Source organism: Sinorhizobium sp. 22678, assembly GCF_052044265.1.
GTDB lineage: Bacteria > Pseudomonadota > Alphaproteobacteria > Rhizobiales > Rhizobiaceae > Sinorhizobium > Sinorhizobium meliloti_A.
The window spans coordinates 256,228-282,033 of sequence record NZ_JBQEMS010000008.1; the positions used below are offsets into that span (position 1 = coordinate 256,228).

Annotated in this window: 22 protein-coding genes; 11 read left to right on the top strand and 11 right to left on the bottom strand. The window is 63.5% G+C overall.

Features of this window, described 5'->3' with window-relative positions:
* Positions 1-148: 148 nt before the first annotated feature.
* On the bottom strand, positions 149-889 hold the full coding sequence (locus ACTJKL_RS14860) for a helix-turn-helix transcriptional regulator (RefSeq protein WP_100669263.1): 741 nt from the start codon (positions 887-889) through the stop codon (positions 149-151).
* A gap of 225 nt (positions 890-1,114) precedes the next feature.
* The gene (locus ACTJKL_RS14865; RefSeq protein WP_411922040.1) at positions 1,115-1,975 is read right to left on the bottom strand and encodes an IclR family transcriptional regulator; all 861 of its coding nucleotides are present in this window, start codon (positions 1,973-1,975) and stop codon (positions 1,115-1,117) included.
* Between the two features lie 120 nt (positions 1,976-2,095).
* Here ACTJKL_RS14865 and ACTJKL_RS14870 point away from each other — a divergent pair, with 120 nt between their 5' ends.
* The 7 genes from ACTJKL_RS14870 (at position 2,096) to ACTJKL_RS14900 (ending at position 9,445) form a co-directional block, all read left to right on the top strand.
* Positions 2,096-2,866 carry an SDR family NAD(P)-dependent oxidoreductase gene (locus tag ACTJKL_RS14870; RefSeq protein ID WP_440853185.1) on the top strand — a complete coding sequence of 257 codons (771 nt, stop codon included), beginning with the start codon at positions 2,096-2,098 and terminating at the stop codon, positions 2,864-2,866.
* On the top strand, positions 2,863-3,783 hold the full coding sequence (locus tag ACTJKL_RS14875) for a 2-dehydro-3-deoxygalactonokinase (protein ID WP_275596675.1): 921 nt from the start codon (positions 2,863-2,865) through the stop codon (positions 3,781-3,783). The genes ACTJKL_RS14870 and ACTJKL_RS14875 overlap by 4 nt, the downstream gene beginning before the upstream one ends.
* Positions 3,784-3,797: 14 nt before the next feature.
* A complete protein-coding gene (locus ACTJKL_RS14880) occupies positions 3,798-4,436 on the top strand; it encodes a 2-dehydro-3-deoxy-6-phosphogalactonate aldolase (RefSeq protein WP_440853186.1) in 639 nt (212 codons plus the stop codon).
* A complete protein-coding gene (locus ACTJKL_RS14885; protein WP_440853187.1) occupies positions 4,433-5,317 on the top strand; it encodes an SMP-30/gluconolactonase/LRE family protein in 885 nt (294 codons plus the stop codon). The genes ACTJKL_RS14880 and ACTJKL_RS14885 overlap by 4 nt, the downstream gene beginning before the upstream one ends.
* 89 nt (positions 5,318-5,406) lie before the next feature.
* Positions 5,407-7,131 (top strand): IlvD/Edd family dehydratase, encoded by a 1,725-nt coding sequence (locus ACTJKL_RS14890; protein WP_440853188.1) that lies wholly within the window; start codon positions 5,407-5,409, stop codon positions 7,129-7,131.
* A gap of 349 nt (positions 7,132-7,480) precedes the next feature.
* The gene (locus ACTJKL_RS14895) at positions 7,481-8,113 is read left to right on the top strand and encodes a PRC-barrel domain-containing protein (RefSeq protein ID WP_100669277.1); all 633 of its coding nucleotides are present in this window, start codon (positions 7,481-7,483) and stop codon (positions 8,111-8,113) included.
* 288 nt (positions 8,114-8,401) lie between these two features.
* Positions 8,402-9,445, top strand: coding sequence for a hypothetical protein (locus ACTJKL_RS14900; protein WP_440853189.1), 1,044 nt, complete (start codon positions 8,402-8,404; stop codon positions 9,443-9,445).
* A 103-nt stretch (positions 9,446-9,548) separates the two neighbouring features.
* Here the strand turns inward: ACTJKL_RS14900 and ACTJKL_RS14905 are convergent, their stop codons facing one another.
* Positions 9,549-11,093: a trimethylamine methyltransferase family protein gene (locus ACTJKL_RS14905; protein ID WP_440853190.1), complete on the bottom strand. Its 1,545-nt coding sequence runs from the start codon at positions 11,091-11,093 to the stop codon at positions 9,549-9,551.
* Positions 11,094-11,183: 90 nt separating this feature from the next.
* Between ACTJKL_RS14905 and ACTJKL_RS14910 the strand changes: the two genes are divergently transcribed.
* On the top strand, positions 11,184-12,158 hold the full coding sequence (locus ACTJKL_RS14910) for a LysR substrate-binding domain-containing protein (protein WP_440853191.1): 975 nt from the start codon (positions 11,184-11,186) through the stop codon (positions 12,156-12,158).
* Here ACTJKL_RS14910 and ACTJKL_RS14915 read toward each other — a convergent pair.
* Together ACTJKL_RS14915 and ACTJKL_RS14920 are read right to left on the bottom strand one after the other, a co-directional pair.
* Complete coding sequence (locus ACTJKL_RS14915; protein WP_324763014.1) at positions 12,131-13,480, bottom strand: putative bifunctional diguanylate cyclase/phosphodiesterase; 1,350 nt, start codon at positions 13,478-13,480, stop codon at positions 12,131-12,133. The genes ACTJKL_RS14910 and ACTJKL_RS14915 overlap by 28 nt on opposite strands.
* Positions 13,477-15,342 (bottom strand): response regulator, encoded by a 1,866-nt coding sequence (locus ACTJKL_RS14920; RefSeq protein ID WP_440853192.1) that lies wholly within the window; start codon positions 15,340-15,342, stop codon positions 13,477-13,479. Before ACTJKL_RS14920 ends, ACTJKL_RS14915 begins: the two co-directional genes overlap by 4 nt.
* A 240-nt stretch (positions 15,343-15,582) precedes the next feature.
* On the opposite strand from ACTJKL_RS14920, the gene mutL reads away from it, so the two are divergent.
* Complete coding sequence (gene mutL, locus ACTJKL_RS14925; protein ID WP_440853193.1) at positions 15,583-17,394, top strand: DNA mismatch repair endonuclease MutL; 1,812 nt, start codon at positions 15,583-15,585, stop codon at positions 17,392-17,394.
* A gap of 93 nt (positions 17,395-17,487) precedes the next feature.
* On the top strand, positions 17,488-17,718 hold the full coding sequence (locus ACTJKL_RS14930) for a DUF2093 domain-containing protein (RefSeq protein ID WP_018094360.1): 231 nt from the start codon (positions 17,488-17,490) through the stop codon (positions 17,716-17,718).
* Here ACTJKL_RS14930 and lpxK read toward each other — a convergent pair whose 3' ends face one another.
* The 6 genes from lpxK to ACTJKL_RS14960 form a co-directional block, all read right to left on the bottom strand.
* Entirely contained in the window at positions 17,719-18,759 is a 1,041-nt protein-coding gene (gene lpxK, locus ACTJKL_RS14935; protein WP_440853194.1) for a tetraacyldisaccharide 4'-kinase, read from the bottom strand. It lies immediately after the preceding gene.
* Positions 18,760-18,899: 140 nt separating this feature from the next.
* Positions 18,900-19,610 (bottom strand): HAD family hydrolase, encoded by a 711-nt coding sequence (locus tag ACTJKL_RS14940; protein ID WP_018094358.1) that lies wholly within the window; start codon positions 19,608-19,610, stop codon positions 18,900-18,902.
* Positions 19,611-19,637: 27 nt separating this feature from the next.
* The gene (gene waaA, locus ACTJKL_RS14945; RefSeq protein WP_100669293.1) at positions 19,638-20,951 is read right to left on the bottom strand and encodes a lipid IV(A) 3-deoxy-D-manno-octulosonic acid transferase; all 1,314 of its coding nucleotides are present in this window, start codon (positions 20,949-20,951) and stop codon (positions 19,638-19,640) included.
* Positions 20,952-20,988: 37 nt separating this feature from the next.
* A complete protein-coding gene (locus tag ACTJKL_RS14950; RefSeq protein ID WP_018094356.1) occupies positions 20,989-21,225 on the bottom strand; it encodes a DUF4170 domain-containing protein in 237 nt (78 codons plus the stop codon).
* Between the two features lie 60 nt (positions 21,226-21,285).
* On the bottom strand, positions 21,286-22,104 hold the full coding sequence (locus ACTJKL_RS14955; RefSeq protein WP_100669295.1) for a 3'(2'),5'-bisphosphate nucleotidase CysQ: 819 nt from the start codon (positions 22,102-22,104) through the stop codon (positions 21,286-21,288).
* A gap of 45 nt (positions 22,105-22,149) precedes the next feature.
* Positions 22,150-23,496, bottom strand: a complete 1,347-nt coding sequence (locus ACTJKL_RS14960) for a TldD/PmbA family protein (protein WP_440853195.1) — start codon at positions 23,494-23,496, stop codon at positions 22,150-22,152.
* Between the two features lie 149 nt (positions 23,497-23,645).
* On the opposite strand from ACTJKL_RS14960, the gene ACTJKL_RS14965 reads away from it, so the two are divergent.
* Entirely contained in the window at positions 23,646-25,472 is a 1,827-nt protein-coding gene (locus ACTJKL_RS14965; RefSeq protein WP_411925929.1) for a monovalent cation:proton antiporter-2 (CPA2) family protein, read from the top strand.
* Positions 25,473-25,806 lie beyond the last annotated feature (334 nt).

Sequence of the window (25,806 nt, forward strand, 5' to 3'; positions counted from 1 at the left end):
CATTTCGACCGTGCCGATGAACGCCGACCCCGCCTTCAGCCGCTCGCGCCGTAAGACGGCCGCGTACGGGTTCGCCTGCCTCCATTTCCCGTGCTTGTCACAGGAATGAGAGAGAAAAGGGCTCTGTTCATGTCCCGCCCGGCTTCGATCAATTGATCAAGCCCGCGCGTATCGCCTTGGCGACAGTTTGGACGCGATTGACCGAATCGAGCTTGCGCGTCGCACGGTTGAGATAGTGGTTCACCGTATATTCCGACAGTGCCATGATACGGGCCATCTCCACCGTCGTCTTCCCAGCCGCGGCCCAGCGCAAACACTCGATCTCGCGGCGGGAAAGGCTGCCCGGGCCGCGTCGGTCGCGCGTTCTGACTTCGCTCAGCCGGCTGTATAGAAGGCCGGCCCAGAGGTTCAGAGCCTGCATCTCGTCGTCGGACACGGCGGACCTGTCACCGCCGAAGGCGATGGCGGCGCGGTGACCCGCGGCATCATGGACCGGCAGATACACCCCACGCGGCATGTTCGCCTGTTCGAAAACGCATATGGCAGCTTCGCCCTTTCCGTCCACACGCCCGCGCGCCAGCAGATGAGCATCATAGGTGAAGGGAATTGTGCTGCGCCGCAACCGCTGGATCACGGGACTGCCGTCGATCAGGCGGGCACTGTCGTAGCGCCTGAGGAAATCCATCGGCCAGGTCGTCATGAGCGCCTGCGCAGTGAGGCTGTGGGACCCCGACTCGGGAATGGCGAGGACCATGAAGCCTCGAAAACCGAAACCTTCCGACACCCGGCCGAGCGCGCTCCGCACATCATCCTCGCTGTCGATCGACCCGCTGACAGCGTGACCGTCAGGGAGGACCAATGAGGATATATCCACGCTGAAATCGATCATCTTCCGCCCGCCTCTCACATCCGCGTTCCAGCTGGAGCATGACGCTCGCGCTGTCATACCCACGCCTTCGCTTCCACCAGAATTCCGCCCGATGCAACCAGCCGTGGCAGCAGACCGGCATTGAAGTTACTTATCTTGAACCTTTTCGTCCAGTCGAAACTTCTAATTTACCGTAAAGCGGTCCCGCGCACTTTTTCGTGGAAAACATGCTGTAATCCTTAACCGTCACGGCGACCTTTGCTCGTCCGGCAGGACACGCGGCGCCGCAGCCCCCTTTTCCCGCCCGGGGCCAAGCCGGATCCGGACCTCTTCCTCGATCTCTGCCGCCACCTCGCGCACGTCCTGCGCCCAAGCGGTCAGCTGCTGCAGGCTGACCCGATAGGAGGGACCGGTCACGGAGATCCCTCCGACCAGGTCGTGTTCCGGAACGCTGATCGGGGCGGCCACGCAGCAGATCTCCGCCTCGTGCTCCTCCCGGTCGAAGGCATGGCCGTCGTGCCGGATTTCCTCGATCTCGGCAAGGAGCGATTCTATCGAACGATGCGTTTGCGCCGTGAACGGGTGAAACGCCATTCCGGTCGATATCCGCTGCAATTCGCCTGCGGGAAGAACCGACAGAGCCGCCTTGCCGATACCCGTACAATAGGCCGGCGACGCCTTGCCGATCTGCGAACTCATACGCACGGTCTGCCGGCTTTCCACCTTGTCGACATAGATGATCTCGGTCTCCCGCAGCACGCCCAGATGCACCGTCTCGCCGGTCAATTGGTGCAGGTGCAGGAGATAGGGGGCGGCGATCTCTCGAAACCGGTTCCCCGACCAGGAGCGATAAGCAAATTTCAACAGGCGAAGCCCGGGCTCGTAGGACAAGTCCCGGCGCTGCACCAGCAAGCCCTCTTCGACGAGATGGCCAAGCAGCCGGTGCAGGGTTCCGCGGGGCTGACGAACGGTCTGCAATATATCCGTGAAGCGCTGAGGGCGGTCGGCCATGGCTACTGCCTCCAGCACGGCCATTGCCTTGCCAAGCGTGCCGGTGCCGACGAGGTCACCTTCCATATCGTCTTCTTTCTTCCGCTTCATTCTTATCCGCTTTCCGCTGCGCTATCTTGACAGGGTAAAAGCATTGGCGCGATAATTCCATATAATAAAACACAGTTCCGAATATTGGAACAATCAAACCCGCAGCCGCGGTAACAGGGAGAAGCCATGACCTTGCCGAGCAGCCAGTTTCCTGATCTGCGCGATCGCGGAGTTCTGGTCACCGGCGGCGGCTCCGGCATAGGGGCCGCACTGGTGGAGGCATTCGCCGGGCAGGGTGCCCACGTCGCCTTCGTGGACATTGCAGCGGAAGCGAGCCTGGCGCTCTGCGAGAAGGTCGCGGCGCAGACCGGGCAGGCGCCGCATTTCATCCAGGCAGACCTTCGCGATGTCGAGGCCGTACGGGCCGCAGCCGAGGAGGCGGCCGCCAAACTCGGCTCCGTCCGTGTCCTCGTCAACAACGCCGCGCGCGACGACCGGCAGGCGCTCGAAGCGGTGACTGAGCAGAGCTGGGACGAAAGCCTTTCCGTCAACCTCAGGCATATCTTCTTCATGTGCCAAGCGGTCGCGCCCCACATGCAGCGGCAAGGCGGCGGATCGATCATCAATTTCTCCTCGATCGCCTTCATGCTCAATATGCCGGAAATCCCCGCCTACTCTGCAGCCAAAGCCGGGATCATCGGCCTCACCAAGTCGCTCGCCGGCAAGCTCGGGCCGGACAATATCCGCGTCAACGCGATCCTGCCCGGCATGATCGTTACGGAACGGCAGCGGCGCTTGTGGCTCACGGAAGAATCGATCGCACGGATGCAGGAAAGGCAGTGCCTCAAGCGCATGCTGGTCGCCGACGATCTCGTCGGCCCATGCCTCTTTCTGGCGTCGGACAGTTCGGCGGCGATGACCGCACAGACCATGATCATCGATGGAGGCGTGTTTTGACGACGGCAGGCTATTATGCCGCAGTGGATTGGGGAACATCGAGCTTCCGCCTGTGGATCATCGGCGAGGACGGTGCGGTGCTGGCCGAACGCCGCAGCGCCGAGGGCATGACGACGGCCGCAAAGACCGGTTTTCACACGATTCTCGACGGCCATCTCGCCGCGGTCTCCGCGCCTGCGCATCTGCCGATCATCATCTGCGGCATGGCAGGCGCCCGTCAGGGCTGGAAGGAGGCGGGGTATATCGAAACCCCCGCAGCACTCGCCGAGATTGCCGGCCGTGCCACGGCCATTCCCGATGTCGACCGCGACATCCGCATTCTCCCCGGCCTCGCCCAGCGCGACCAACGGCATCCGGACGTCATGCGCGGCGAGGAGACGCAGCTCCTCGGCGCAGCCGGGCATCTCGGCGCCGGCAGCCATCTCGTCTGCATGCCCGGCACGCACAGCAAATGGGTTCGTCTTGCCGACGACAGGGTCGAGGGCTTTTCCACCTTCATGACCGGTGAGCTCTTCGACACCATCTCGCGCCACACCATCCTCAGCCACGCGGTGGCAGAAGCGGAAAGCTTCGCGACCGGGAGCGCAGCCTTTACGGATGCAGTAAGCCGCACGAGGGAGAACCCGGCGCTCGCAACCAATCTGCTCTTCTCCGTTCGCGCCGGGCAGCTTCTGCACGGCACCGGCGCCGCCGACGCGAGAGCGCAATTGTCCGGGACCCTGATAGGCCTGGAGATCGCCGGAGCGCTCGCGGCCTCGGGCACGGTGGACGGCGTATGCCTCGTCGGCTCCGGTGGGCTCGGCACGCTTTATCGTACTGCCCTCGAAAGCCAGGGCCTCAACGTCCGGGCCGTCGACGCCGATGAGGCGGTGCGGGCCGGTCTTTCCGCTGCCGCCCGTGCGATTTGGCCTTTGTGATAGAAAGAAAGAACATGGACAGAATCCCCCTGCCCCCGATGAAACGCCCGCTGATCGCGATCCTGCGCGGCCTGAAGCCTGAGGAGGCGGAAGGCGTGGTCGGTGCCCTCATCGAAACAGGCTTCACGGCGATCGAAATCCCACTGAATTCGCCGGATCCGTTTCGCTCCATCGAGACGGCCGTCAAAATGGCTCCGGCCGGGTGCCTTATCGGCGCCGGTACGGTGCTGACGACGGCCCAGGTGGAACGCCTCGCCGATGTCGGCGGGCGGCTGATGGTGAGCCCCAATGTAGAGCCGGCAGTCATCCGGCTTGCTGCGACGAAAGACATGGTGACGATGCCCGGCGTTTTCACGCCGACGGAGGCATTGGCGGCCGCCGCCGCCGGAGCCAGCGGCCTCAAGTTCTTTCCGGCAAGCGTGCTCGGCCCCTCCGGCATCGCGGCGATCCGCGCGGTGCTGCCGGGCGATCTCGAGATCGCGGCGGTCGGCGGCGTGTCGGAGGTCAATTTCGCCGACTATGCAGCGATCGGGATCCGCAGCTTCGGGCTCGGTTCGAGCCTTTACAAGGCCGGGATGAGCGCCGGGGAAGTGCGGCAGCGGGCCATTGACACGCTCGCAGCCTATGATGCCGTCTATGGAGGCCAGCGGTGACCGATCTCGTTCCCTTCTCCGGCCGAACCCTTTCGGAAGCCGCGTGCGAACTCGGCGAAGGCCCCACCTTCGACCCCGACACAGGAACGGCCTGGTGGTTCAATATAACGGGCCGCGAGTTGCATGAGCTTCATCTCGAAAGCGGACGGAAGGCGATCCATTCCCTGCCCTTCCTCGGCAGCGTGCTTGCGACGATCGATCCGCTACGGCAGTTGATCGCCTCGGATCAGGGCCTTTTCGTGCGCGACACCGAAAGCTCGAAGCTACGCCATTTCGCGACGCTCGAGGAAAAGCCGGGCAACCGCTCCAACGACGGACGCGTCCATCCCTGCGGCGCGCTTTGGGTCGGCACCATGGGGCGCAGCGCCGAGAAACATGCGGGTGCGATCTACCATGTGGCCGGCAGCCGCGTCACGAGGCTCTATGGCAACATCACCATTCCCAACGCGATCTGCTTTTCCCCGGACGGGGCTACCGCCTATTTCACCGACACCGACGTCAACCAGCTGATGCGCGTGGACATAGATCCGGCGACAGCGCTCCCGACCGGCGATCCGGTGCTGCTTTCGGACGAAAGCACGAGCCCGGGCGGCGTCGACGGCGCCGTCTGCGATGCCGACGGGCTGATCTGGAACGCCCGGTGGGGCGCAAGCGCCGTGGAGGTCTATAAACCCGACGGCCGGAAGGTCGCCCGCTACGCCGTGCCGGCGACGCAGCCGAGCTGCCCGGCTTTCGTCGGCGCCAGGGCCGAACGGCTGCTGGTGACATCAGCCTGGCAAGGCATGGACGACGCCGCGCGGGCAGCCGACCCGCAGGGCGGGAAAACCTTCGACCTCGGGATCGAGGTCAAAGGGCGCTTCGAGCCCGCATTCCGACTTTAAATCCGCCGAACAACAAAGACTGGCGTCGCGCCGGCGAAAAATCATACAATTGCTCCATTGCGCTGAATCGCGGTGGAAGGAGTGCTCGGATGAGCGACAAGAAAAAAGAACTGAGAAGCCGTCACTGGTACGGCGGCACGCACAAGGACGGCTTCATTCATCGGTCCTGGATGAAGAATCAGGGGTTTCCCGACCATGTGTTCGACGGCCGGCCGATCATCGGCATATGCAACACCTGGTCTGAACTCACGCCCTGCAACAGCCATCTGCGTATTCTCGCCGAAGGGGTGAAGCGCGGCGTCTGGGAAGCGGGGGGCTTTCCGGTCGAATTTCCGGTGTCGTCGCTCGGGGAGACGCAGATGCGTCCGACCGCCATGCTCTTCCGCAACCTGCTCGCAATGGATGTCGAAGAGGCTATCCGCGCCTATGGCATCGACGGCGTCGTGCTTCTCGGCGGCTGCGACAAGACCACTCCGGGCCAGATGATGGGAGCGGCCTCGGTCGACCTCCCGACGATCGTCGTTTCCTCCGGCCCCATGCTGAACGGCAAGTGGAAGGGCAAGGATATCGGGTCGGGCACGGATGTCTGGAAGTTTTCGGAGGCGGTGCGCGCCGGTGAAATGAGCCTGCAGGAATTCATGGCCGCCGAAAGCGGCATGTCGCGCTCGCCAGGCGTCTGCATGACCATGGGCACGGCGACGACGATGGCGTCGATCGTGGAAGCCATGGGCCTGTCGCTTCCGACGAACGCCGCCCTGCCTGCGGTCGACGCCCGCCGCATGGCGCTCTCGCACATGACCGGCAAGCGCATCGTCGAGATGGTCCACGAGGACCTCAGGCTGTCGAAGATCCTGACAAAGGAGAATTTCGAGAACGGCATCATCGCCAATGCCGCCGTCGGCGGATCGACCAATGCCGTGGTCCACATGCTGGCGATCGCCGGGCGCGCGGGTATCGACCTCTGTCTCGAGGATTTCGATCGGGTGGGCGGTCAGGTGCCCTGCATCGTCAACTGCATGCCGTCGGGCAAGTATCTGATCGAGGATCTCGCCTATGCGGGCGGCCTGCCGGCCGTGATGAATCGGATCCAGCACCTGCTGCATCCCGACGCACCGACGGTTTTCGGCGTTCCGATCAGCAAGTATTGGGAGGGCGCGGAGGTCTATAACGACGATGTCATCCGCCCGCTAGATAACCCGTTGCGTGCGGCGGCAGGCATTCGCGTGCTGAAGGGTAATCTTGCGCCCAACGGTGCGGTGATCAAGCCGTCTGCGGCAAGCGAACATCTGCTCGCCCACGAGGGGCCCGCCTATGTCTTCGACACGATCGAAGACCTCAGGGCCAAGATCGACGATCCCGACCTGCCGGTCACCGAAGACACGATCCTCGTGCTCAAGGGTTGCGGACCGAAGGGATATCCCGGCATGGCGGAGGTCGGCAACATGCCGATTCCGCGCCGGCTCGTCGAAAAGGGCGTGCGCGATATGGTGCGCATCTCAGATGCGCGCATGTCCGGCACCGCCTTCGGCACCGTCGTTCTTCATGTGAGCCCAGAAGCCAATGCCGGCGGGCCCCTGGCGATCGTCAGGACTGGCGACCGGATCCGCCTCGACGCCCTGAAAGGCGAGCTGAACCTGCTCGTCAGCGAGGAAGAACTGGCGGCCCGCATGGCGGCCTGGCAGCCGCCCGAACAGAAATGGCACCGCGGCTACTACAAACTCTATCACGACACGGTGCTGCAGGCCGACAGGGGCGCGGACCTCGATTTCCTCGTCGGCAAGAGCGGCAGCGAGGTTCTGCGCGAAAGTCACTGATCGAGCCTTCGCCCCCGGACCCCTGGAGCCATGAAGGCGTCCCCTGCGAAAGGCAACCGGAATGCGAGCTTCTGCGCCGCGTGTTCACCCGAGCATGCGGCGCAACCGCATCGAGCGCACACCAATGGAAGCCTCGTGCCGGCCAGCTCGGCGTTCACTTTTTCCGGAACAGTTTGCGTTGCCGGGCGTTGCTTGAGTGTCATCGGCGCAGCATCCCTGGCCCAACTTGAGGCTGCGCCTGGATCACGGTGATGACATCGTGATCGATGCCAAAGGGCTGGAAGGGAATGCGGGCGAAAAGCGCACGTAATGCCCTCTAGCCGACAACGTCAACGAAAGGCAGTCTGACATGAAAGAGAGACTTATATCTTCCGTTGCCGCTGGCGCGCTTCTCGTGGGCGTTGCCGTTGCCCCGATGAGCTTCGCACAGCAAACCACGACGCCTCCGGCTACGGCACCTGAAACCCAGACCATGGAACCCGCCCCGGCTCCGGCTACCCCGCCGGCCGCCGACGAGCAGGCGCAGACACCGGATACGGCAGACAAGACGACCGATATGGCGGCTGGTGACGCCAGCTACCTGACGGAGCAAGCGGAAGACCAAGTGTCCGCGAATACTTATATCGGCCAGTCCGTCTACAATGCCAGCGATGAAAGCATCGGCGAGATCAACGACCTGATCATCGAGAAGGAAGGCGGTATCGCTGCTGCCATCGTCGGAGTTGGCGGCTTCCTCGGCATCGGGGAAAAGAACGTCGCAGTTCCGTTCGACAAGATCGCGATTGCCGACCAGCCCGATTCGGATGAGATCAAGCTGACGACCACCGAAACGGCCGACTCCCTGAAGGCCGCGCCGGAGTTCAAGACGAAATCGCAGGTAATGGCCGAGCGTAACGCCGACCAGCCGGTCGATACGTCGACAACTTCGGCAACGGGTACGACCCCGGCACCGGCGCCTGCGGAACCTGCCCCACAGCAGTAAGCTGCATACGCGTTACAATGATAAAGAAGGAGCGGCACCGACTGGCGCCGCTCTTTTTTCGTGAACAAATTGGTACAAACCTCATACACCAATTACTTCGTTTGTATTAAATAATAATAATTTGTGAAATATATGGAGATGTACTGAGATATAACGGAAATATTCGATACTTCTATTACTTTAACCCTCATATTTTCTTCTGAAATAGAATCGCTTGCGAAATATCCCTTGTGAATTACTGCCATTTTAGGTAGAGGTCCGGGAGGGCTTTCGCGATGAGGGATCGACATGAGGACACGAACTTTTCTTGCTGTGGCAGGTTTTCTGGGAATTGCGGCATCACCGCTAGCTGTCGGCAGTGCACTGGCAGCCGAACCCCAGACAGAAACCATTGATACCGCAGACGGGTTGATGAATATCTGGCTCGGCGCCGCCTATGTTGACATGAACGTCACGAACGGGTTCGGAGCTGCCATCGACCAAGGCAGTTTCCTCTTCATCACTCAGCCGGATAGCGGCTTGGACATTTCGTCCGCTGGCGCTGAGGTCGGCGGCGATTACTGGGGTTCCGGCCTCCGGCTGGGAGACGTTTACCTTGCGGCAGACTTCCTGATCGCCAGGGACGACGACGACATTCGGCTGGCACTGCCGACGACGGGCGCACGTCCTTTTCTGGACACGCTCCCGCTGGACGGAACCCCTTCCCCCGGTCTCATTGTCGCAGGCGCGGGAAGCGAAGCGAACATCTCTGCCGACGCCGACTTCCGTCGCACCTCTGTTGCCGCAGCTCATAAGCTCGCTTTCAGTCCGCTGGACGCCGATATCGCGCTTGGCGCATATGGCGCCCTCAGCCGGTTGAACTTCGGGTCGTCCGTGCGCGGCGTCGGCGGCGGCTTCATAACACTTGATGAAGAGGTTGACGCCGTCTCGGTCGGTCCGATGATCGCACTCCGGAAGACGACGGCGCTAACACCCTCGATCGAGGGCTTTATCGAGGGGCGTGCTGCCGTCCTCTACGCGCATGGCGCGTTCGACGGGGTGCAGACCGCGTCGAACCTACCCGCGGCGTTGAATGTCGAGGATGAGCGTGACGATCTGGCCGGCATGGCTGAAATTCGTGCCGGTGTCTCGCTCCTGGCATTGGGGGCCGGCAAGTTGAGTCTGTACGGCGGACTTGGTGTGCGCAACGATGCGTATGAGATCGTTAATCCCCGTTCACGGACTGGACTCGTCGCCAGCGATTCCGATTCGTACTCTCCTGGCCCGGCGCGAATCGAACAAACAACACAGTTTACGGGCTCAATCGGCGCAAGGTTCACCTTGAACTTTTGACACGAAAAATGCGGCTGCGCTTCGGCGCGTGCGCCGCTCTACCCAAGTAGGCCGCCCTGCATTCAGTTGCGCTGGGCGGCCTACTCCATTATTTTCTTTGCATTTAGTACCACGCGTCGGGCATGCCGTTCTTGCGCGTTGCGACATAGTCGTTCAGCGCTTCGTCGATGGCCGCATCCAAGGGCGGCGCCTCGTATTCGGCGAGAGCCTTTTTCCAGCTCCTGTTCGCGCGCAGCGCCATGTCGGTTTCGCCCTGTTCCACCCATTTCTCGAAGGGTTCGTTATCGGAAAGGGCGCTGTCCCAGAAGGCGGTCTGATAATTGCGCATCGTGTGGCCGGAGCCAAGGAAGTGGCTGCCCGGGCCCACTTCCAGGAAGGCGTCCATGGCGAGCGTATTGTCGTCGACAACGACGCCGGCAAGATAGGAATGCAGCGCCCCGCAGAAATCCATGTCCATCATGAATTTTTCGTAGGACATGGCCAGCAGGCCGTCGGCGAAGCCTGCCGAGTGCAGGACGAAATTGGCGCCGCAATGTACGGCCGACAGCATCGACATGACGCCTTCCTGCATCGCCTGTGCATCCGGGCGCTTCGAGTTGGAGAAGTTTCCGGCGCAGCGCAACGGCAGGCCGAGCCGGCGCGCGAGCTGGCCGATGACCATGCTGCCGATCGCCGGTTCCGGCGTGCCGAAGGTCGGCGAGCCCGAGCGGAGCGACATCGAGGAAAGAAAGTTTCCGAAGATGACGGGCGCGCCCTTGCGTTCGAGCTGCGTCAGCGCACAGCCGGCAAGCGTTTCGGCATAGGATTGGGCAATCGCCCCGGCATTGGTGACCGGCCCCATCGCGCCGCCGAGGATGAACGGCACGATCACCGCGGCCTGGTTGGCGCGAGCATAGGCCCGCAGCGACTTCGTCATCGTGCCGTCCCAGACGAGCGGCGAGTTGACGTTGACATTGCCGAGAATGACGCAGTTGCCGTCGACGAATTCGGCACCGAAAAGAATGCGGGCCATTTCGATCGAATCCTCGGCACGTTCCTCCGAGGTAATCGACCCCATGAAGGCGCGGTCGGAGTATTTTAGGTGGCTGTAGACCATGTCGAGATGACGTTTGTTCACCGGCACGTCGCACGGTTCGCAGATGGTGCCGCCGGAGTGGTGCAGCCAGGGGCTCGACTGGGCGAGCTTCACCAGATTGCGGAAGTCCTCGATGGTGCCGTAGCGCCTGCCCTTGTCCAGATCCATGACGAAGGGGGAACCGTAAGCCGGAGAGAACACCACGTTGCGGCCGCCGATCTCGACGCTGCGGGCGGGGTTGCGGGCGTGCTGCGTGAATTGCGCCGGCGCCGAGCGGACGATCTCTTTCAGCATCCCCGGCTCGAAGGTGACGCGAAGACCCTCGATTTTGGCCCCGGCGCGCCGCCAGTGGTCGAGCGCCACCGGGTCGTCGCGAAATTCGATGCCGACTTCGGCGAGAATGCGGTCGGCCACCCCTTCGATCCGCTCCAGGTTCTCCTCGCCGAGGATGTCATAAGTCGGTATATTGCGGGCGATGTAGGGGACGCCGAGATTCTTGCTGCCCTCGCGTCGCTGCGGTCGCCCGCTCCGGGTCCGTTTCGGCGCCTCGCCGGTTGCTTCCAACACTTCCATGGTCGATCTCCCATCATTTGCAATGATGGTATTGACGAGAGAGGCTATTGTAACGCAGGAAAAATTCGACGCTTGATATAAGTGGCACTTATGGAAAACCTGCGCCGTCTCCTACCGTCTGCCGCGAGCCTCATCGTCTTCGAGGCAGCCGGCCGGCATCAGAACTTCACACGCGCTGCCGGTGAGCTCGGAATGACTCAGGCAGCGGTGTCCTACGCCATTCGAGGACTCGAGAACCAGCTGGGCGTGCCCCTGTTCCAACGTGTGCACCGGGCCGTCGAACTGACGGAGGCCGGAGAAAAGTTTCACGCGGATGTCTCGGTCGGCCTCGCACGGATCCAGAAGTCGGCCGAAGACATCCGCGCCAAAGGGCGCGAGACCAATGTGACGCTGGCGGCTTCGACGGCCTTCACCTCCATGTGGATGCTGCCGCGGCTTGCCCGGTTGCGGGAAGACCTGCCGGAGATCGACCTTCGCATCCAGACGAGCGTGCGCGACCTCGATCTGGATGAGGAGCCGATCCCGCTCGGCATTCGCGGCGGGGACCCCAGCCATTGGCCGCGCTATCATGCGGCGGTGCTGGCCGATGAAGTCGTCCAGGCCGTGGCGACACCCGCCTATATCGAGATGCATGGGCTGCCGGCAACGCCCGCTGACCTCATCAGGCACAATCTTATCCACCTCGAAGAGCCCGTAAGGCGGGCCTGCGACTGGACCGAATGGTTCGCGAGCGCGGGCCTTGCCTATCCGGCGCAAGGCAAAAGGCTCGCGATCAACGATTACGTGCTCGTGATCCAGGCCGTGCTGGCGGGAGAGGGCATTGCGCTCGGCTGGGAGCATCTGACCGCCCGACAGGTGCGCTCCGGCGCGCTGGTGCCGGTCGGGGGGCATGTGCTGAGGACCGGCCAGGCCTTCTACGTCGTCTGGCCGCGGTCACGCGAACTCAACAGTCAGGCGCGCCGCATCCGGGACTGGCTTTTGGAGGAGGGCCTCCGCGACCGGTCGGGGGCCGGAACCGCAAGCGGGCATGAGGCGCTTCAGCGCGCCGCCGCCATATCCGGGTAATGCTCGGAAAGGTAACGCAAGGTGGCATCGGCATCGGCGGGCTTGCCGTAGAAATAGCCCTGTCCCAGGCCGCAGCCGAGCGCCTTGAGCTTCAGCGCCTCGGATGAATGCTCGATGCCTTCGGCGACCACGGCGAGTTCCAGCCCCTCGCACATCGAAACGATAGCCTTGACGATATGTTCTGAAGTCCGGTCGGTGGAAATCCCCGAAACGAAGGTCCGGTCTATCTTCACCTTGTCGAGGGAAAAATCCCTGAGCCGCCCGAGGCTCGACTGGCCCGTTCCGAAATCGTCCAGCGACACGCGCACGCCGGCCGCTCTCAATTCGGTGACGATCCTCTGGGCAGTGCCGGCGTCGGCCATCGCAGCGGTCTCGGTGATCTCGAGTTCGAGTCGCCGGGGGTCGAGGCCCACTTGAGCTGTGATTGCCAGGAGCCGAGCGCTCGTCGCCGGATCCATCAGCTGGACCGAGGACAGGTTGAAGGACAGGAAGAGGTCCTCCGGCCAGGACAGGGCAGCCCGCGCCGCCTTGCGCAGAAGCATTTCGGAAAGCGCGTCGATGAATCCGCGCTCTTCCGCGAAAGGCACGAACACCGCCGGCGAGACATAGCCGAGGTCGGCGTCGCACCACCGCGCCAGCGCCTCGAAACCCACCGGACGGTCGCTGCGCAGATCGACGATCGGTTGAAAGTGGACATCGATCCCACCGGCGATGATCGCATTGCGCAGTGCTTGCTCAAGCTGCGTCGCGTGCTTCATCTCCTGTGCGATCTCTTGCGAGTACACGGTGATCTGTCCGCGGCCGCGCCGTTTGGAGCGGTAGAGCGCGGTATCGGCGCTCTTCAGCAAGTCGTCGAACGTGTCTCCGGCAAAGGGATAGACAGCAAAGCCGAACGAGGCCGAGAGCCGAACGTTCCGGTCGCCGAGTGCGAAGGGCGAAGAGAGCACTTCCTTTAACATCTGGCCGCGCTTCTCCGCACTCCTTCGTTCAAAGACCAGCGGCAGGACGATGGCGAATTCGTCATCCGCGGTACGCGTCACCGTCGCGCCCTCGGGAACGCAGGCCTTCAGCCTGTGCGCCACCTGGCGCAGGATCTGATCGCCGGCCTCAGGGCCGAAGAGGTCGTTGATCGGCTTGAACCCGTCCAGATTTGCGAGGGCGATGGTAAAGGGTGCGGGATCGCTTGCCCGTTCGGCCGCGAGGGCGCAGACGGTTTGCTTGAGGTGGCGTGCATTGCCGAGCTCGGTCAATGGATCGACGAAGGAGGCACTATACGGCCTGTCCCGCTTCGCCCGATCGATGCCGAGCTCCTGCAATGTCATTGCGATCCGCTCCGACCAGAACCCGAAGCGTGCCTTTCGGCCGCCGGCAGGTATTTCCGCAGCAGCATCTCGATCATATCCGGGCTGACCGGCTTCATGATGTGGTCGTCCATTCCCGATGTCCTGCAGCGCTCGAGGTCGATATCGAGCGCCTGGGCGGTCACGGCCACGATCGGCGTATGACGGCCCGTGCGCTTCTCAGCCTGTCGAATGGCAATGGCGGCTTCAAAGCCGTTCATCACCGGCATGGAGACGTCCATCAGAACCAATGCGGGCTGGAGTTCGTGCCAGAGGTCCACCGCTTCTCTTCCATCCGCGGCGATCCGGTGGGAAATCCCGAGCCCCTCGAGGATCTGCGCGAAGACGAACTGGTTGACCTGGTTGTCCTCCGCGACGAGGACTTCCACCGTCGGCGCATGCGTCGCGGGCGCGAGATCGCGGTCGAGCGCAATCCCCCGTTCGGGCTGCAGCAACGGCGAACGCGCGCCGCGGGCACGGACAGCGAAGATCTCCCCAAGCAGGATCGTCGCATCCATATCGCTCGATACCTCGACCCAGGTACAGGCGCGCCAGGAGGCGAGAACGCGATGCTTCTCCGGAAAAGCGGTGTCGAGCAGAAGAAGGTCGATCTCCAATCCGCGGGCCTCGGCAGCCAGCGCGAAGGCGTCGAGTTCCTCGCCATTGCGGACCGCACAGGCGTCGAGCCCGAAGCCGCGCAGCCGCGCCACGAATCGCTCTTCCGTGTCCCGGTCGGCGGTCGCCAGAAGTACGCGCAATTCCCGAGCCGGCAGCATGTCGATCTTCGATCCGGCGTGGGCGAGTTGCTGCAAGTCGAGCGACCGGAAGGGATCGTAGAAATTCTGCGCGGGCGTGAAGATGCTATAGTCCCGGATCTGCAGACCGGTGTCGCCGCCTTTTTCCGAGCCGTCATACCAGACGGCGATATCGGTGACGTCGGTCATGCAGGTGACAACGAAATGGCGGCCGGGCAGGCCGATACGATATTTGCGCGTCACGACCCAAAGGTCGCTGCCGTCGGCGCGAACGATATGCTCCGCCTCCGAATGCGGCATGCCTGTCTCCAGGACGTGGCGGTCCGACCGTTCGAAGTGCTCCGCAAGCTCCGTTTCTACGAGATCCGAGGCGGAACGTCCGAGCATGGCGTCCGGCGCGAGATCGTGGATGACGCAGAAGGCCTTGTTTACGGCGATGTAGTGGAGGTTGCTGTCCTTGACGCAGATGGGATTGGGCTGAGCGTTGAGGATCTCTTCCGTCAGGGCGATCCGCTGGAGATCGGTCCGGGCCTGCTCGTCGCGCTTCTTCTGTTCGGAGACGTCGCTGACGGCGAGAAGGCCGATACCGCTCGACAGCCGCCGCTGACGCAGAGAGAGCCAGCGCGTACGGCCGGCCCTCTCGACATTCTCGTAGCGTTCCCGCCAGTGGAGCGCCATCTGCTCGGCGATCCAGTCTTCGCGGTTCGGCCTGTGCCGGCTGGACTCCGGCAAGGTTCCGGGGCGCACGCCGGTATCGTATACCGCCCCCAGAAAATCGCGCAGCCGCGTCCCGGGAACCAGCATGGCGGCTGGCACGGGGAAAAATTGCAGTATCGAGGCGCTTGCGAAGGTGATGGTGTCGTCCCGGCCGAAAACGAGCAAGGCGGCGCCAAGCGTTTCACCGCTTGCCTCCAGAATGATCCTGCTGATGTCTGCGCCGCCCGACGCCACATCATTCATCGCGCTGCCCTCGTTCCCGCTACAGCGCCAGTCGTCCTTGGACGCATAACGGGTGCTGTAGCACTCTGTCCGCTGAACGGCCTTCCCGGCCCGGCTACGGTCCGGCCAACCGATCAGCAGCGGTTTCATTTCGGGACATGCTGGCCGCCTTTGAGGCATCCTTTTGAAGAGATGCGGGCGGCGTCCAGCAACGCCGCGGTGCTCCAGAGGCAAAAACCCGACGATCATTCAGGTTGCTATGGAAAATTGCAGCAGAACGTTAAAGCCCGATTAAGTCGCAATCCCGCTTTTTGCAGGTGCCGGCCGGCAGCCTTGGAGAAGTGTGCGCGCGGGGCTTTCCCTCCCTCTCCGAATCCTGGAAAATAGGGCATGGCCATCAAGCAACTTTCCGAAACGCTCATCAATCAGATCGCCGCCGGCGAAGTCATCGAACGACCGGCGAGCGCCGCGAAGGAACTGATCGAGAACGCGCTCGATGCGGGCGCGACGAGGATCGAGATCGCGACCGCCGGTGGCGGCAAGACGCTCCTCAGGGTCACCGACAACGGCATCGGCATGTCGCCGGCCGATCTCGAACTGGCGATCCGCCGCCATTGCACCTCCAAGCTCGACGACAGCCTCGCCGATATCCGGACGCTCGGTTTCCGCGGCGAAGCCCTGCCCTCGATCGGATCGGTCGCGCGCCTGTCGATCACCACGAGGACGGCGGAGGCCCCGGAAGGCGCGGCGATCACGGTCACCGGCGGCAGGAGCGAGCCCGCCCGGCCGTCGGCCGCTATCGTAGGCACCGTGGTCGAGGTGCGCGACCTCTTCTTCGCGACCCCGGCGCGGCTGAAATTCATGAAGTCGGAAAAGGCCGAGGCGGCGGCGATCTCGGAAGTCGTCCGGCGTATGGCGATCGCCTTTCCGAGAGTGCGTTTCGTGCTTTCCGGCTCCGATCGCACGACGCTCGAATTCCCCGCAACAGGCGACGACCGGCTGGCGCGGATGGCGCAAGTGCTCGGCCGCGACTTCCGCGACAATGCCATCGAGATCGACGCCGAGCGCGAGGATGCGCGGCTGACGGGCTTTGCCGGCGTGCCGACCTTCAACCGCGGCAATTCGCTTCAGCAATATGCGTTCGTCAATGGCCGGCCGGTCCAGGACAAGCTGATCATGTCCGCGATCCGCGCCGCCTATGCCGAGACCATTCCGCAGGGGCGCTACCCGATCGCGGTGCTGTCGATCACGCTCGATCCGGCTCTCGTCGACGTCAATGTCCATCCGGCAAAATCGGACGTGCGCTTCCGCGATCCCGGACTGATCCGCGGCTTGATCATCGGCGCCATCCGCGAGGCGCTGGCGCGTGAGGGAGACCGGGCGGCGACGACCGGGGCGCATGGGCTGATGCGCGCCTTCCGTCCCGAGTTCCACCGGGCAGACAGGCCGCAGGAGCCCTGGACGGCCGCCGTCTCGCCCTATCGGCCGCTGCGCTTCGACGAGACCGCGCGGGGTTTCGCAGAAGCACCCCAGGCGGCCTTCTCCGATTTCGCCCAGCCATCGGCGCGCAGCGCTGCCGCCGCCGTCGAGGCGACGCGGGCCGCCGATGGACGGGCGGTTTCCTTCCCGCTTGGTGCCGCCCGCGCCCAGCTTCATGAAAACTATATCGTTGCCCAGACCGACGACGGGCTCGTGATCGTCGACCAGCACGCCGCCCATGAGCGTCTCGTCTTCGAGACGATGCGAACGGCGCTCCGCGCCCGCCCGGTACCGGCGCAGGCGCTGCTGATCCCCGAGATCGTCGACCTGCCGGAAGACGATTGCAACCGGCTGATTGCGCATGCGCAGGAGTTCACGCGCCTGGGACTGACCATCGAGCGTTTCGGCCCCGCGGCGATCGCCGTCCGCGAAACGCCGGCGATGCTCGGAGAAATGGACGCCGCCGGACTGGTTCGCCAGCTTGCCGACGAGCTTGCGGAATGGGATACGGCCGGTGGGCTCGCCGGCCGGCTCGAATATCTCGCCGCCACCATGGCCTGCCACGGCTCGGTTCGCTCGGGCCGCCGGTTGCGCACCGAAGAGATGAACGCTCTGCTTCGCCAGATGGAGGCCACGCCCGGCTCCGGGCAGTGCAATCACGGCCGGCCGACCTATATCGAGCTCAAGCTGACCGACATCGAGCGGCTTTTCGGGCGGAGCTGAGACCCTGCTGGAACCATCTTCCGAAACCGCTGGTTTTTTGCAGGGCGCCGCGATAGATCAGGACGTCCACGATTAGACGAGGCCCGTTCAGGCATGATGAACCGTTTTGAAGGAAGCTCCTCCCGGGAGGCGAAGATCCGCTATCTCGACGGAGACTTCCAAGTCGTACTTGCCGGCTCGCACGTGATCTGTGCCGTTACGGGCAAGCCCGTTCCGGTCGATGAACTCAGGTACTGGAGCGTCGCGCGCCAGGAGGCTTACGCCGACGCGGACGCCTCGCTCGAAGCGGAACGACGCGCCGGCGGCCTGGCGGGTCAGGCTTGACTAACCCGTCTTGCGCTCGCGCAATCGGCGGGCGCGGGCGGCGGCAAGTGTCGCGTCGATGATTGCACCCGGCGCTGCCGGATCGTCGAAGCGCACCTCGATCTCGATCACGCGGCTTTTCGCCGCCAGTTCCCCTGCCCGCCCGTGTCCGGGCTCCAGGCGAACCATGTCCTTGGCCGTGGTCACCAGCGTATAGCCTCGGCTTGCGGCACGGTCGATCAGATCGGCAATCTCGTCTTCGGAGAAATGGTGGTGATCCGGGAAGGTCCGGGTCTCTTCGATCACCGCGCCGGTCTCGCGAACGGTCTTGAAGAACTTTTCCGGATCCGCGATTCCGGCCCAGGCAAGGACCTTGACGCCGTCGAGCGGCCCTGTATCCGTGCGCACCGTTTCGGCCACATAGACGGGCTTGCCGGCCCGTGCCGCCTGGCGGACGAGAGTATCGGCGGCGGAGCCGTGGCCGAGTTTGAGGAGAGCGTTGGTATGGCGCAGCTGATTGCCGATCGGCGCCCGAACCGGGCCGGAAGGCACGAGATGGCCATTGCCGATACCGCGGCCGGAATCGACCACCAGAAGGGCGAAATCGAAGACGAGCCGGGCACTCTGGAAGCCATCATCCATGATGATGATATCGGCGCCTTCCGCAGCAAGCTTGCGTGCGCCATCCACCCTGCGCCGGCAGATCACGGTGAGCGCCTCGCGGGCAAGCAGCAGCGGCTCGTCGCCGACGTCGCGCGCGCGATGGTGCTCGGGGTCGACCACCGTCGTGACGTCCAGCGACCCGCCATAGCCGCGGCTGAGGAAAGCAGGCTTCAGGCCCCGTGCCCTGGCGGCACGTGCAATCGCGATCGCCGTCGGGGTCTTTCCGGCTCCGCCGACGGTGAAGTTGCCTATGCAGATCAGCGGCACGGCGGAGGTCGCCCGGCGCGCCCGGTCCATGCGCATCCCGGCGATCCGGCCGTAAACCCAGGAAAAGGGCCAAAGAGCATAGGCGCGCCAGTCGGCCTTGGTCCACCAGAACGGGGGCGCTTCTGAAACCATCTTTACCCGTAAATATCCGTGCGGCCGCTCCGGCACCTGAGGGCAGGAAGGGCAAATCCAGAACTTTCCGCCGCGGGCATCGGCCGTGAGCGGTGTGACCGGCGACAAAGAACGTCAGAACGGAGAAAAAGGCAAGCCGATCAGTTCGTGAGCACCGCTTCCAGCTCGGTAATATCGGCGAGGCAGTGGTCGCAAGACGCGGCAAGCGACTGGCGCGATCCGGTGCCGGTCAAAACGGCAACCGTCATGCCGACGCCCGCACTGCGGCCCATATGCATGTCGTGATTGTTGTCGCCGACTACGGCCACCTCGTCGGGTGCAAGCCCCGTTGCGGCGCAAAACCCGAGCACCATGCCGGGCTCCGGCTTTGTGCCATAGCCGCTATCGTAGCCGGCGACGTAATGGAGGTAGTCCTCGAAACCGAAGCGTTTGGCGGTTTCCCGGATCGATCGCTCGTTGTCGCTGGAGGCGACGCCGAGCCGGTAGCCTTTCGCGTGCAGCCCGGCAAAAAAGGACGCGAGATCGGTCACCGGCACGGCATAATGCGCGGATTGTGCAAAGAGCCCGTCGAACAGTGCCGTCAATTCTTCCACTGTAAACGGCGCGCCGGCGCCGACCATGCCGGTGGCAATCTCCACGGTATTCCCGGCCGCAAGCAGGCTATCGGGAACGACATATCCGGTCTCCGGATCCATCCCGCCCGCCTGGAGGAGGACACGCGCAAGGCTCTCATTGCCCTTGGCGGCGATCCGCGCCAGCTCGTAATTCACCGGCACCCAGCTCTTCACGTAGTCGAGAAGGGTGCCGTCCTTGTCGAACAATATGCCGGCGATCGGTTTCGTTGCGGGCATGGTCCCTTCCAATCGAGGCTTCACGTTTCAGGCTTCAGGGCGCGGCTCCAGCCGCGCCTTCACCACAAGCGGGTTGATGTAGGGGTCGAGGCCCTTCATCGTCGCCGTCAGCGCGCCCCGCATCTGTTGCACGGTTTCGAGTCCGGCATCGATCATCGAGCGACGCATGTCGTCGTTGGCGAGCAGGTAGTTGACCCCCTTGGCGAGCATCTCCGTATCGCGCACGATCTTAGCGCTGCCGTTCTTCGCGAGCATCTGGTAGGTCTCGCGGAAATTCTGCACATTCCCGCCGGAGAGCACCGCGCAGCCGAGCATGGCCGGCTCGAGCGGGTTCTGGCCGCCCTCGGCGAAAAGCGAACGTCCGACGAAAGCGACTTCCGTCAGCCTCAGATAGAGCCCCATTTCGCCGATCGTGTCGCCGAGTAGAATATCGACTTCCGGTGTGACCGGATCGCCGCGCGTGCGGCGCGCGACGGTCAACCCCTTCGCGACCAGGGCAGCCTCGATCGCGTCGCAGCGCTCCGGATGGCGAGGAACGATGATCGTCAGCAGGCCGGTTCTCTCCTTCAGCGCCTGGTGAACGGTCCCGGCCGCATTCTCCTCCCCCTCGAAGGTCGAGATCGCAGCCCAGGTCTTTCGTGCACCGATCTGCTGGCGGTATTCGCGCAGGTCCCGGGGATCGTGCGGCGGCGCGTCGTTGTCCACCTTGAGGTTGCCGGAGACCGTAACCGGGAGCGCACCCAGCGTGCGGAAACGCTCCGCATCGACATCGGACTGAGCGATGACGAGCGCGAGATTTTCAAAGAGAGCATCGGCGAGCGACGGCCGGCGCCTCCATCGGGCGAAGGTGCGGTCGGAAAGACGGCCATTGACCAGAACCTGCGGAATATGGCGCCTGCCGAGCTCGATGATCGTCATCGGCCAGATTTCCGATTCGGCGATGATCGCCAGATCCGGCTGCCAATATTCCAGAAAACGGCTCACCGCCGGCTTGAAATCGAGCGGCACGTACTGGTGCACGACGGCCGAGCCCAATCGCTCCGCGGCGACCCGCGCCGAGGTCGTCGTACCGGTGGTCAGCACCACGGCGATGCCGCGGCGGCGGATTTCCTTGATCAGCGGAGTGACTGCATTCGTCTCTCCGACACTGGCGGCGTGAAACCAGACGAGAGGGCCCTGGGGCCGCGGCGCACTAGCATAGCCATAGCGTTCGCGCCGGCGTGCCGGGTCCTCCTTGCCCTTCGCCGCGCGGAGCGCAAGATAGGACCAGAAGAAGGGATAGACGGCCGTTCCGAGCCAGCGATAGCCGGAAAGTGCCAGCCTTGCGCGCAGGCTGCTCATGAACGCTTGCCCTCCGCCGCGTCCGACGCCGACGGCATTACTTCACTTCCGGATCGAGCAGGCGATGCATGTGGACGATGAAATAGCGCATATGCGCATTGTCGACGGTCATCTGAGCCTTGGCTTTCCAGGCGACATGCGCGCTCTCGTAGTCCGGGAAGATGCCGACGATATCCAGATTTTCCAGATCGCGAAACTGCACGTCGGTGAGCGTTGCCAATTCGCCGCCGAAGACGAGGTGCAGCCGTTGTTTTTTCTCGGAGTCGTGAGCCATCGAAATTCCATCTGTGTTCTTATTGGTGTTGGGGTGGTTTGCGGCATTCGCCCCTAAAGGTCAATGGGGCTCAAGCGGCCTGGAGGCGGCGAGCAACGCCGGCAGCGCGGTTCCCGAGGCCGCTCCCAGAACGCCGTGGGTGACAGTCGGGCGGTTGTAGGACAAGGGCTCGCCATCGAGACTGCAAAGCGCCCCCCCGGCGCGCGAAAGGATGAGGTCGGCGGCCGCCAAATCCCAATCGTGCGAATTCCGCTTGACGATCGTTCCATCGATGCGTCCATCCGCGATCATCGCAAGGCGATAGGCGAGCGACGGCACGTGCGACACACGCATCATCCTGTTGCGATAGGGCAATGCCAGCCTGCCCATGACATCCTCGGCCGCCGCCACCTTCAGCACCGCGCCGGATGCCGCCTCCCGCACGGCAATCGCCTTGCCGTTCTTCCGCGCTTCGCCATCGCGGGTCGCCTGGAATATCTCGTCGAGGGCGGGCGCATAGAGAACGCCGGCCACAGGCTGGCCACGGTGGACGACGGCGACGCTGACGCACCAGAGATCCTTGCCGGCGATGAAGGCCCGGGTGCCGTCGATGGGATCGACGACAAAGACGGTCTCGCGGACGAGACGGCTTTCGTCGTCGTCAGTCTCCTCCGAAAGCCAGCCATAGTCCGGCCGTGCGGCGAGCAGCCGCCCCTTGAGGATGTCGTTGGCGGCGAGGTCGGCCTCGCTTACGGGGGAACGGCCCTCATTTTTCCAGCGGACGTCCAGCGTCTTGCGGAAATAGCCGAGCGCAGTGTCGCCCGCCGCGACTGCAGCGGTAAGAATGAGTTCGAGGTCCTCGTCCCAGGCCGGGCGGATCGAAAGGGCTGTTTCTGACATGCAAATCCTTACACGCGGCGCTGTAGTGCAACGCACCGCCCACATTCAAGTTCCGGCGATCGTCATGCCTTCGATCGCAAGCGTCGGCGCGGCGATGCCGAACTTCCTGTCGATGTCGTCGGCCGGCGTCAGCGCCATGAACATCTGCTTGAGATTGGAGGCGATCGTCACCTCGGAAACGGGATAGAGGATTTCGCCGTTTTCAATCCAGAAGCCGGAGGCGCCGCGACTATATTCGCCCGTCACCATGTTGACACCCTGGCCGATGAGCTCGGTGACATAGAAGCCGGTGCCGACGCCGCGGATCAGATCGTCGCGCGAGACGGAGCCGGGCTCGAGGGCGAGATTGGTGGAGGCCGGGCTGACCGCCGGACCGCCGCGAACGCCGCGCCCGTTGGTCTCGAGGCCGAGCTCCCTGGCCGCAGACGTGGACAGGAACCAATGGCGCAGCACGCCATCCTCGACCATCGACAATTTCGAGCCGCTGACCCCCTCCCCGTCGAAAGGACGCGAGGAGGCGCCGCGGACGATCAACGGATCGTCGGTAACGGCAATGCCCGATTTCATGATCTGCTTGCCCATCATGTCGCGCAGGAAGCTGGTCTTGCGGGCGACAGACGCTCCGTTGATGGCTCCCGCAAGATGTCCGACGAAGCCGCGTGCGACGCGCGGATCGAAAACGACCGTCACGTTCTTCTGCGTCGCGACGCGGCGGGGGTTGACGCGCGCCGCCGCCCGCTCGCCGGCGACCCGGCCGATGTCCTCGGCAGTGCGGAGTTCATCGAAATAGAGTCGGCTGTCGAAGTCGTAATCGCGTTCCATCTTGGTGCCTTCGCCGGCGATGGCGCTGACGGAGCAGCCGAAACGGGTGGCCATATAGGAGCCGGAGAAACCATGAGACGTGACGAGCACGAGCCCGCCCATGCCGGCCGATGCGCCCCCCCCGCTGGAATTGGTGACGCCTGTGACCGAAAGCGCGGCTCCTTCGGCGGCGAGCGCCGCCTCCGTGAGTGCTTCGGTCGATACGTCCCGGTTGTCGAAAAGTTCGAGATCCGGATAGGACTTCGCCAGGCGATCGGGGTCGGCAAGCGATGCGTAAGGATCCTCCGGCGACGCCTTCGCCATCGCCACCGCACGCTCTGCCAGGACCTTCAAATCGAAGCCCGGATTGGCGGAAACACTGGCGACGCGCCGCCCGACAAAGACCCTGAGCGAGAAATCGTCGCTCTCGGAAGCTTCCGTCGCCTCCACCTTGCCGAGCCGCACCGAAACCGAACGGGAGCGGCCACGCACCACCACGGCATCCGCGGCATCCGCGCCGGCGCGACGCGCCCGATCGACAAGCTCGGCGGCACGTTGCTCGAGGACGGCGGAATCGATCGTCTCAGACATGATTTTGGCCTTTCATTCCTGTCCCATTTATTGTGCACTGAAGCATGCATCAAGGGCATCATCGTGATTCCCGCCCCAGCAGCAAAATGATATGCGGCCGAATACGCCCTTCTCCACGGGCCCCGGCCGTTATAGCGGAAGCACCGAGCATGGAAACGACAACGATAATCTATTCTCAGGCGCTGATGCTGCTTGCCGGCGCCGTGATCGCAGCGCCGCTGTTCAAGCGTCTCGGGCTCGGCACCATCCTTGGTTACCTCGCCGCCGGCATCCTGATCGGTCCCGTCGCCCTGCAAATCACGGAGGGCGAAGAGATCCTGCATGTCTCGGAACTCGGCGTCGTCTTCCTGCTGTTCATCATCGGCCTCGAGCTGAAACCTTCGCGGCTGTGGCAGATGCGGCGCGACATCTTCGGTCTCGGTACGGCACAGGTCGTGATCACCGGCGCCGTTCTTTCGTTCCTGATCGCGTTCAGCGATCTTCTCGGAGGCGCCGGCAGCGTCGTCGCCGGCTTTGGCCTGGCGCTATCCTCCACGGCCTTCGCCATGCAGATCCTGGAGGAGAACAACGATACCAACACGCGCTATGGCCAGCGCGCCTTCTCCATTCTCCTGCTCCAGGACCTGGCGATCGTGCCTCTGCTTGCGATCATTCCGCTGATGGCGGCACAGGCACCGGAGGATACGACCACGCCGATCGAAGACTTCGCGATCGCCATCGCCGCCGTGGCCGCGCTTTTCGCCGCCGGTCGCTATCTTCTCAATCCGCTGTTTCAGGTGATCGCGCGCACCGGCGCGCGCGACGTCATGATCGCAGCCGCGCTTCTCGTCGTCATGGGCGCGGCGACGATGATGCAGCTCGCCGGCCTTTCCATGGCGATGGGCGCGTTCCTTGCAGGGGTGTTGCTGGCGGAATCGTCCTATCGTCACGAGCTGGAGGCCGACATCGAGCCATTCCGCGGCATCCTCCAGGCGCTTTTCTTCATGGCGGTCGGCCTGTCGCTCGAGCTCCATGTGGTGGCAGAGAACCTGCTGAGCATCATCATCGCCGTTCCCGTGCTGATGCTGGTAAAGAGCCTGGTCCTTTACGGACTGTGCCGGGCCGCCGGCTCACGCCACAACGACGCCGTGCGCATCGGCCTGCTTCTGCCGCAAGGCGGCGAATTCGGCTTCGTGCTCTTCACCGCAGCCGCCGCGGCCGGCGTCTTCTCGCAAGCCACGTCCTCCCTGCTCGTCGCCATCGTCACGCTCTCCATGGCGCTAACACCCGTGGCAGCGATGCTCTCCAGGCGGCTGATGCACAAGCAGGACGAACTGGCCGAGGAAATGGAAGAGGATTTCGAGGGCGCCGGCGCCGACGTGCTGATGATCGGTTTTTCCCGCTTCGCCCAGATCGCTTCGCAGATCCTTCTCGCCGGCGGCCGCGATGTGACGATCATCGACCATTCCGCGGCGCGCGTGCGTCAGGCGGCCACATTCGGCTTCCGCATCTATTTCGGCGACGGCACACGCCTCGACGTCTTGCGAGCGGCCGGAATAGAGAAGGCGAAGATTGTCGCCGTGTGCACGCAGAAGAAGGAGGTCACGGACAAGATCATCGATCTCGTCCATGCCGAATACCCGAATGCCCGCATCTTCGCGCGCTCCTACGACCGCCTGCACACGCTGGAACTGCGCGCACGGGGTGTCGACTACGAATTGCGCGAAACGTTCGAGTCTGGTCTGCTTTTCGGCCGTAAGACGCTCGAGGCGCTCGGCGTGAACGGCGATGAAGCCATTGGCATCATGGATGATATCCGCCGCCGCGACGAGGCAAGGCTGGTGCTCCAGGAAGCGGAGGGCATCACCGCCGGCCGCGACATGCTGCATTCAAGGCCCGTCCGGCCGGAACCGCTGGTAAAGCCGAAGCGTGAAGTCACTCAGCCTGACGATGCTCTGCCGGATCTTGCCGACGAGGCGCTGGAAAAGGCGGAGTGATATCAGGGCCTGTTAACACTTGTGCTAAGGCCTGTTGAGATTCATTTTGAGTTTATGACGGCTGCGACATGGATAATGGCGTTGAAGCTTGTTTCCTTTGATCGTAGCCGATCAAAAGACAAAAACATGCAGCAGCTCAAAGTGCTGCAGCGACCTTCGCGCGTCTCATAAGACGCGCAGCGCTGTAGGAAACGTATCGGAGGACTGCATCTCTCCTCCGTCCTCATCCCTTATGTGGACGGCTCCCCCTTGCAAGTGTTTTTTGCAGATTTTTTGATCGGATCGCTTGCTTCCATATGTTCGGCCTTTCGGTGTGGCCGCACAGGGCCACTGG

Excerpts from the sequence above, each read along its gene's own strand:
- ACTJKL_RS14960 (WP_440853195.1), bottom strand. The coding sequence starts at position 23,496 with ATGTCTGAGACGATCGATTCCGCCGTCCTCGAGCAACGTGCCGCCGAG.
- ACTJKL_RS14890 (WP_440853188.1), top strand. The coding sequence starts at position 5,407 with ATGAGCGACAAGAAAAAAGAACTGAGAAGCCGTCACTGGTACGGCGGC.
- ACTJKL_RS14905 (WP_440853190.1), bottom strand. The coding sequence starts at position 11,093 with ATGGAAGTGTTGGAAGCAACCGGCGAGGCGCCGAAACGGACCCGGAGC.
- ACTJKL_RS14930 (WP_018094360.1), top strand. The coding sequence starts at position 17,488 with ATGATGAACCGTTTTGAAGGAAGCTCCTCCCGGGAGGCGAAGATCCGC.
- ACTJKL_RS14915 (WP_324763014.1), bottom strand. The coding sequence starts at position 13,480 with ATGACATTGCAGGAGCTCGGCATCGATCGGGCGAAGCGGGACAGGCCG.
- ACTJKL_RS14870 (WP_440853185.1), top strand. The coding sequence starts at position 2,096 with ATGACCTTGCCGAGCAGCCAGTTTCCTGATCTGCGCGATCGCGGAGTT.
- ACTJKL_RS14955 (WP_100669295.1), bottom strand. The coding sequence starts at position 22,104 with ATGTCAGAAACAGCCCTTTCGATCCGCCCGGCCTGGGACGAGGACCTC.
- ACTJKL_RS14950 (WP_018094356.1), bottom strand. The coding sequence starts at position 21,225 with ATGGCTCACGACTCCGAGAAAAAACAACGGCTGCACCTCGTCTTCGGC.
- lpxK (WP_440853194.1), bottom strand. The coding sequence starts at position 18,759 with ATGGTTTCAGAAGCGCCCCCGTTCTGGTGGACCAAGGCCGACTGGCGC.
- ACTJKL_RS14900 (WP_440853189.1), top strand. The coding sequence starts at position 8,402 with ATGAGGACACGAACTTTTCTTGCTGTGGCAGGTTTTCTGGGAATTGCG.
- ACTJKL_RS14965 (WP_411925929.1), top strand. The coding sequence starts at position 23,646 with ATGGAAACGACAACGATAATCTATTCTCAGGCGCTGATGCTGCTTGCC.
- ACTJKL_RS14910 (WP_440853191.1), top strand. The coding sequence starts at position 11,184 with ATGGAAAACCTGCGCCGTCTCCTACCGTCTGCCGCGAGCCTCATCGTC.
- ACTJKL_RS14860 (WP_100669263.1), bottom strand. The coding sequence starts at position 889 with ATGATCGATTTCAGCGTGGATATATCCTCATTGGTCCTCCCTGACGGT.
- ACTJKL_RS14895 (WP_100669277.1), top strand. The coding sequence starts at position 7,481 with ATGAAAGAGAGACTTATATCTTCCGTTGCCGCTGGCGCGCTTCTCGTG.
- ACTJKL_RS14880 (WP_440853186.1), top strand. The coding sequence starts at position 3,798 with ATGGACAGAATCCCCCTGCCCCCGATGAAACGCCCGCTGATCGCGATC.
- mutL (WP_440853193.1), top strand. The coding sequence starts at position 15,583 with ATGGCCATCAAGCAACTTTCCGAAACGCTCATCAATCAGATCGCCGCC.
- ACTJKL_RS14920 (WP_440853192.1), bottom strand. The coding sequence starts at position 15,342 with ATGAAACCGCTGCTGATCGGTTGGCCGGACCGTAGCCGGGCCGGGAAG.
- waaA (WP_100669293.1), bottom strand. The coding sequence starts at position 20,951 with ATGAGCAGCCTGCGCGCAAGGCTGGCACTTTCCGGCTATCGCTGGCTC.
- ACTJKL_RS14940 (WP_018094358.1), bottom strand. The coding sequence starts at position 19,610 with ATGCCCGCAACGAAACCGATCGCCGGCATATTGTTCGACAAGGACGGC.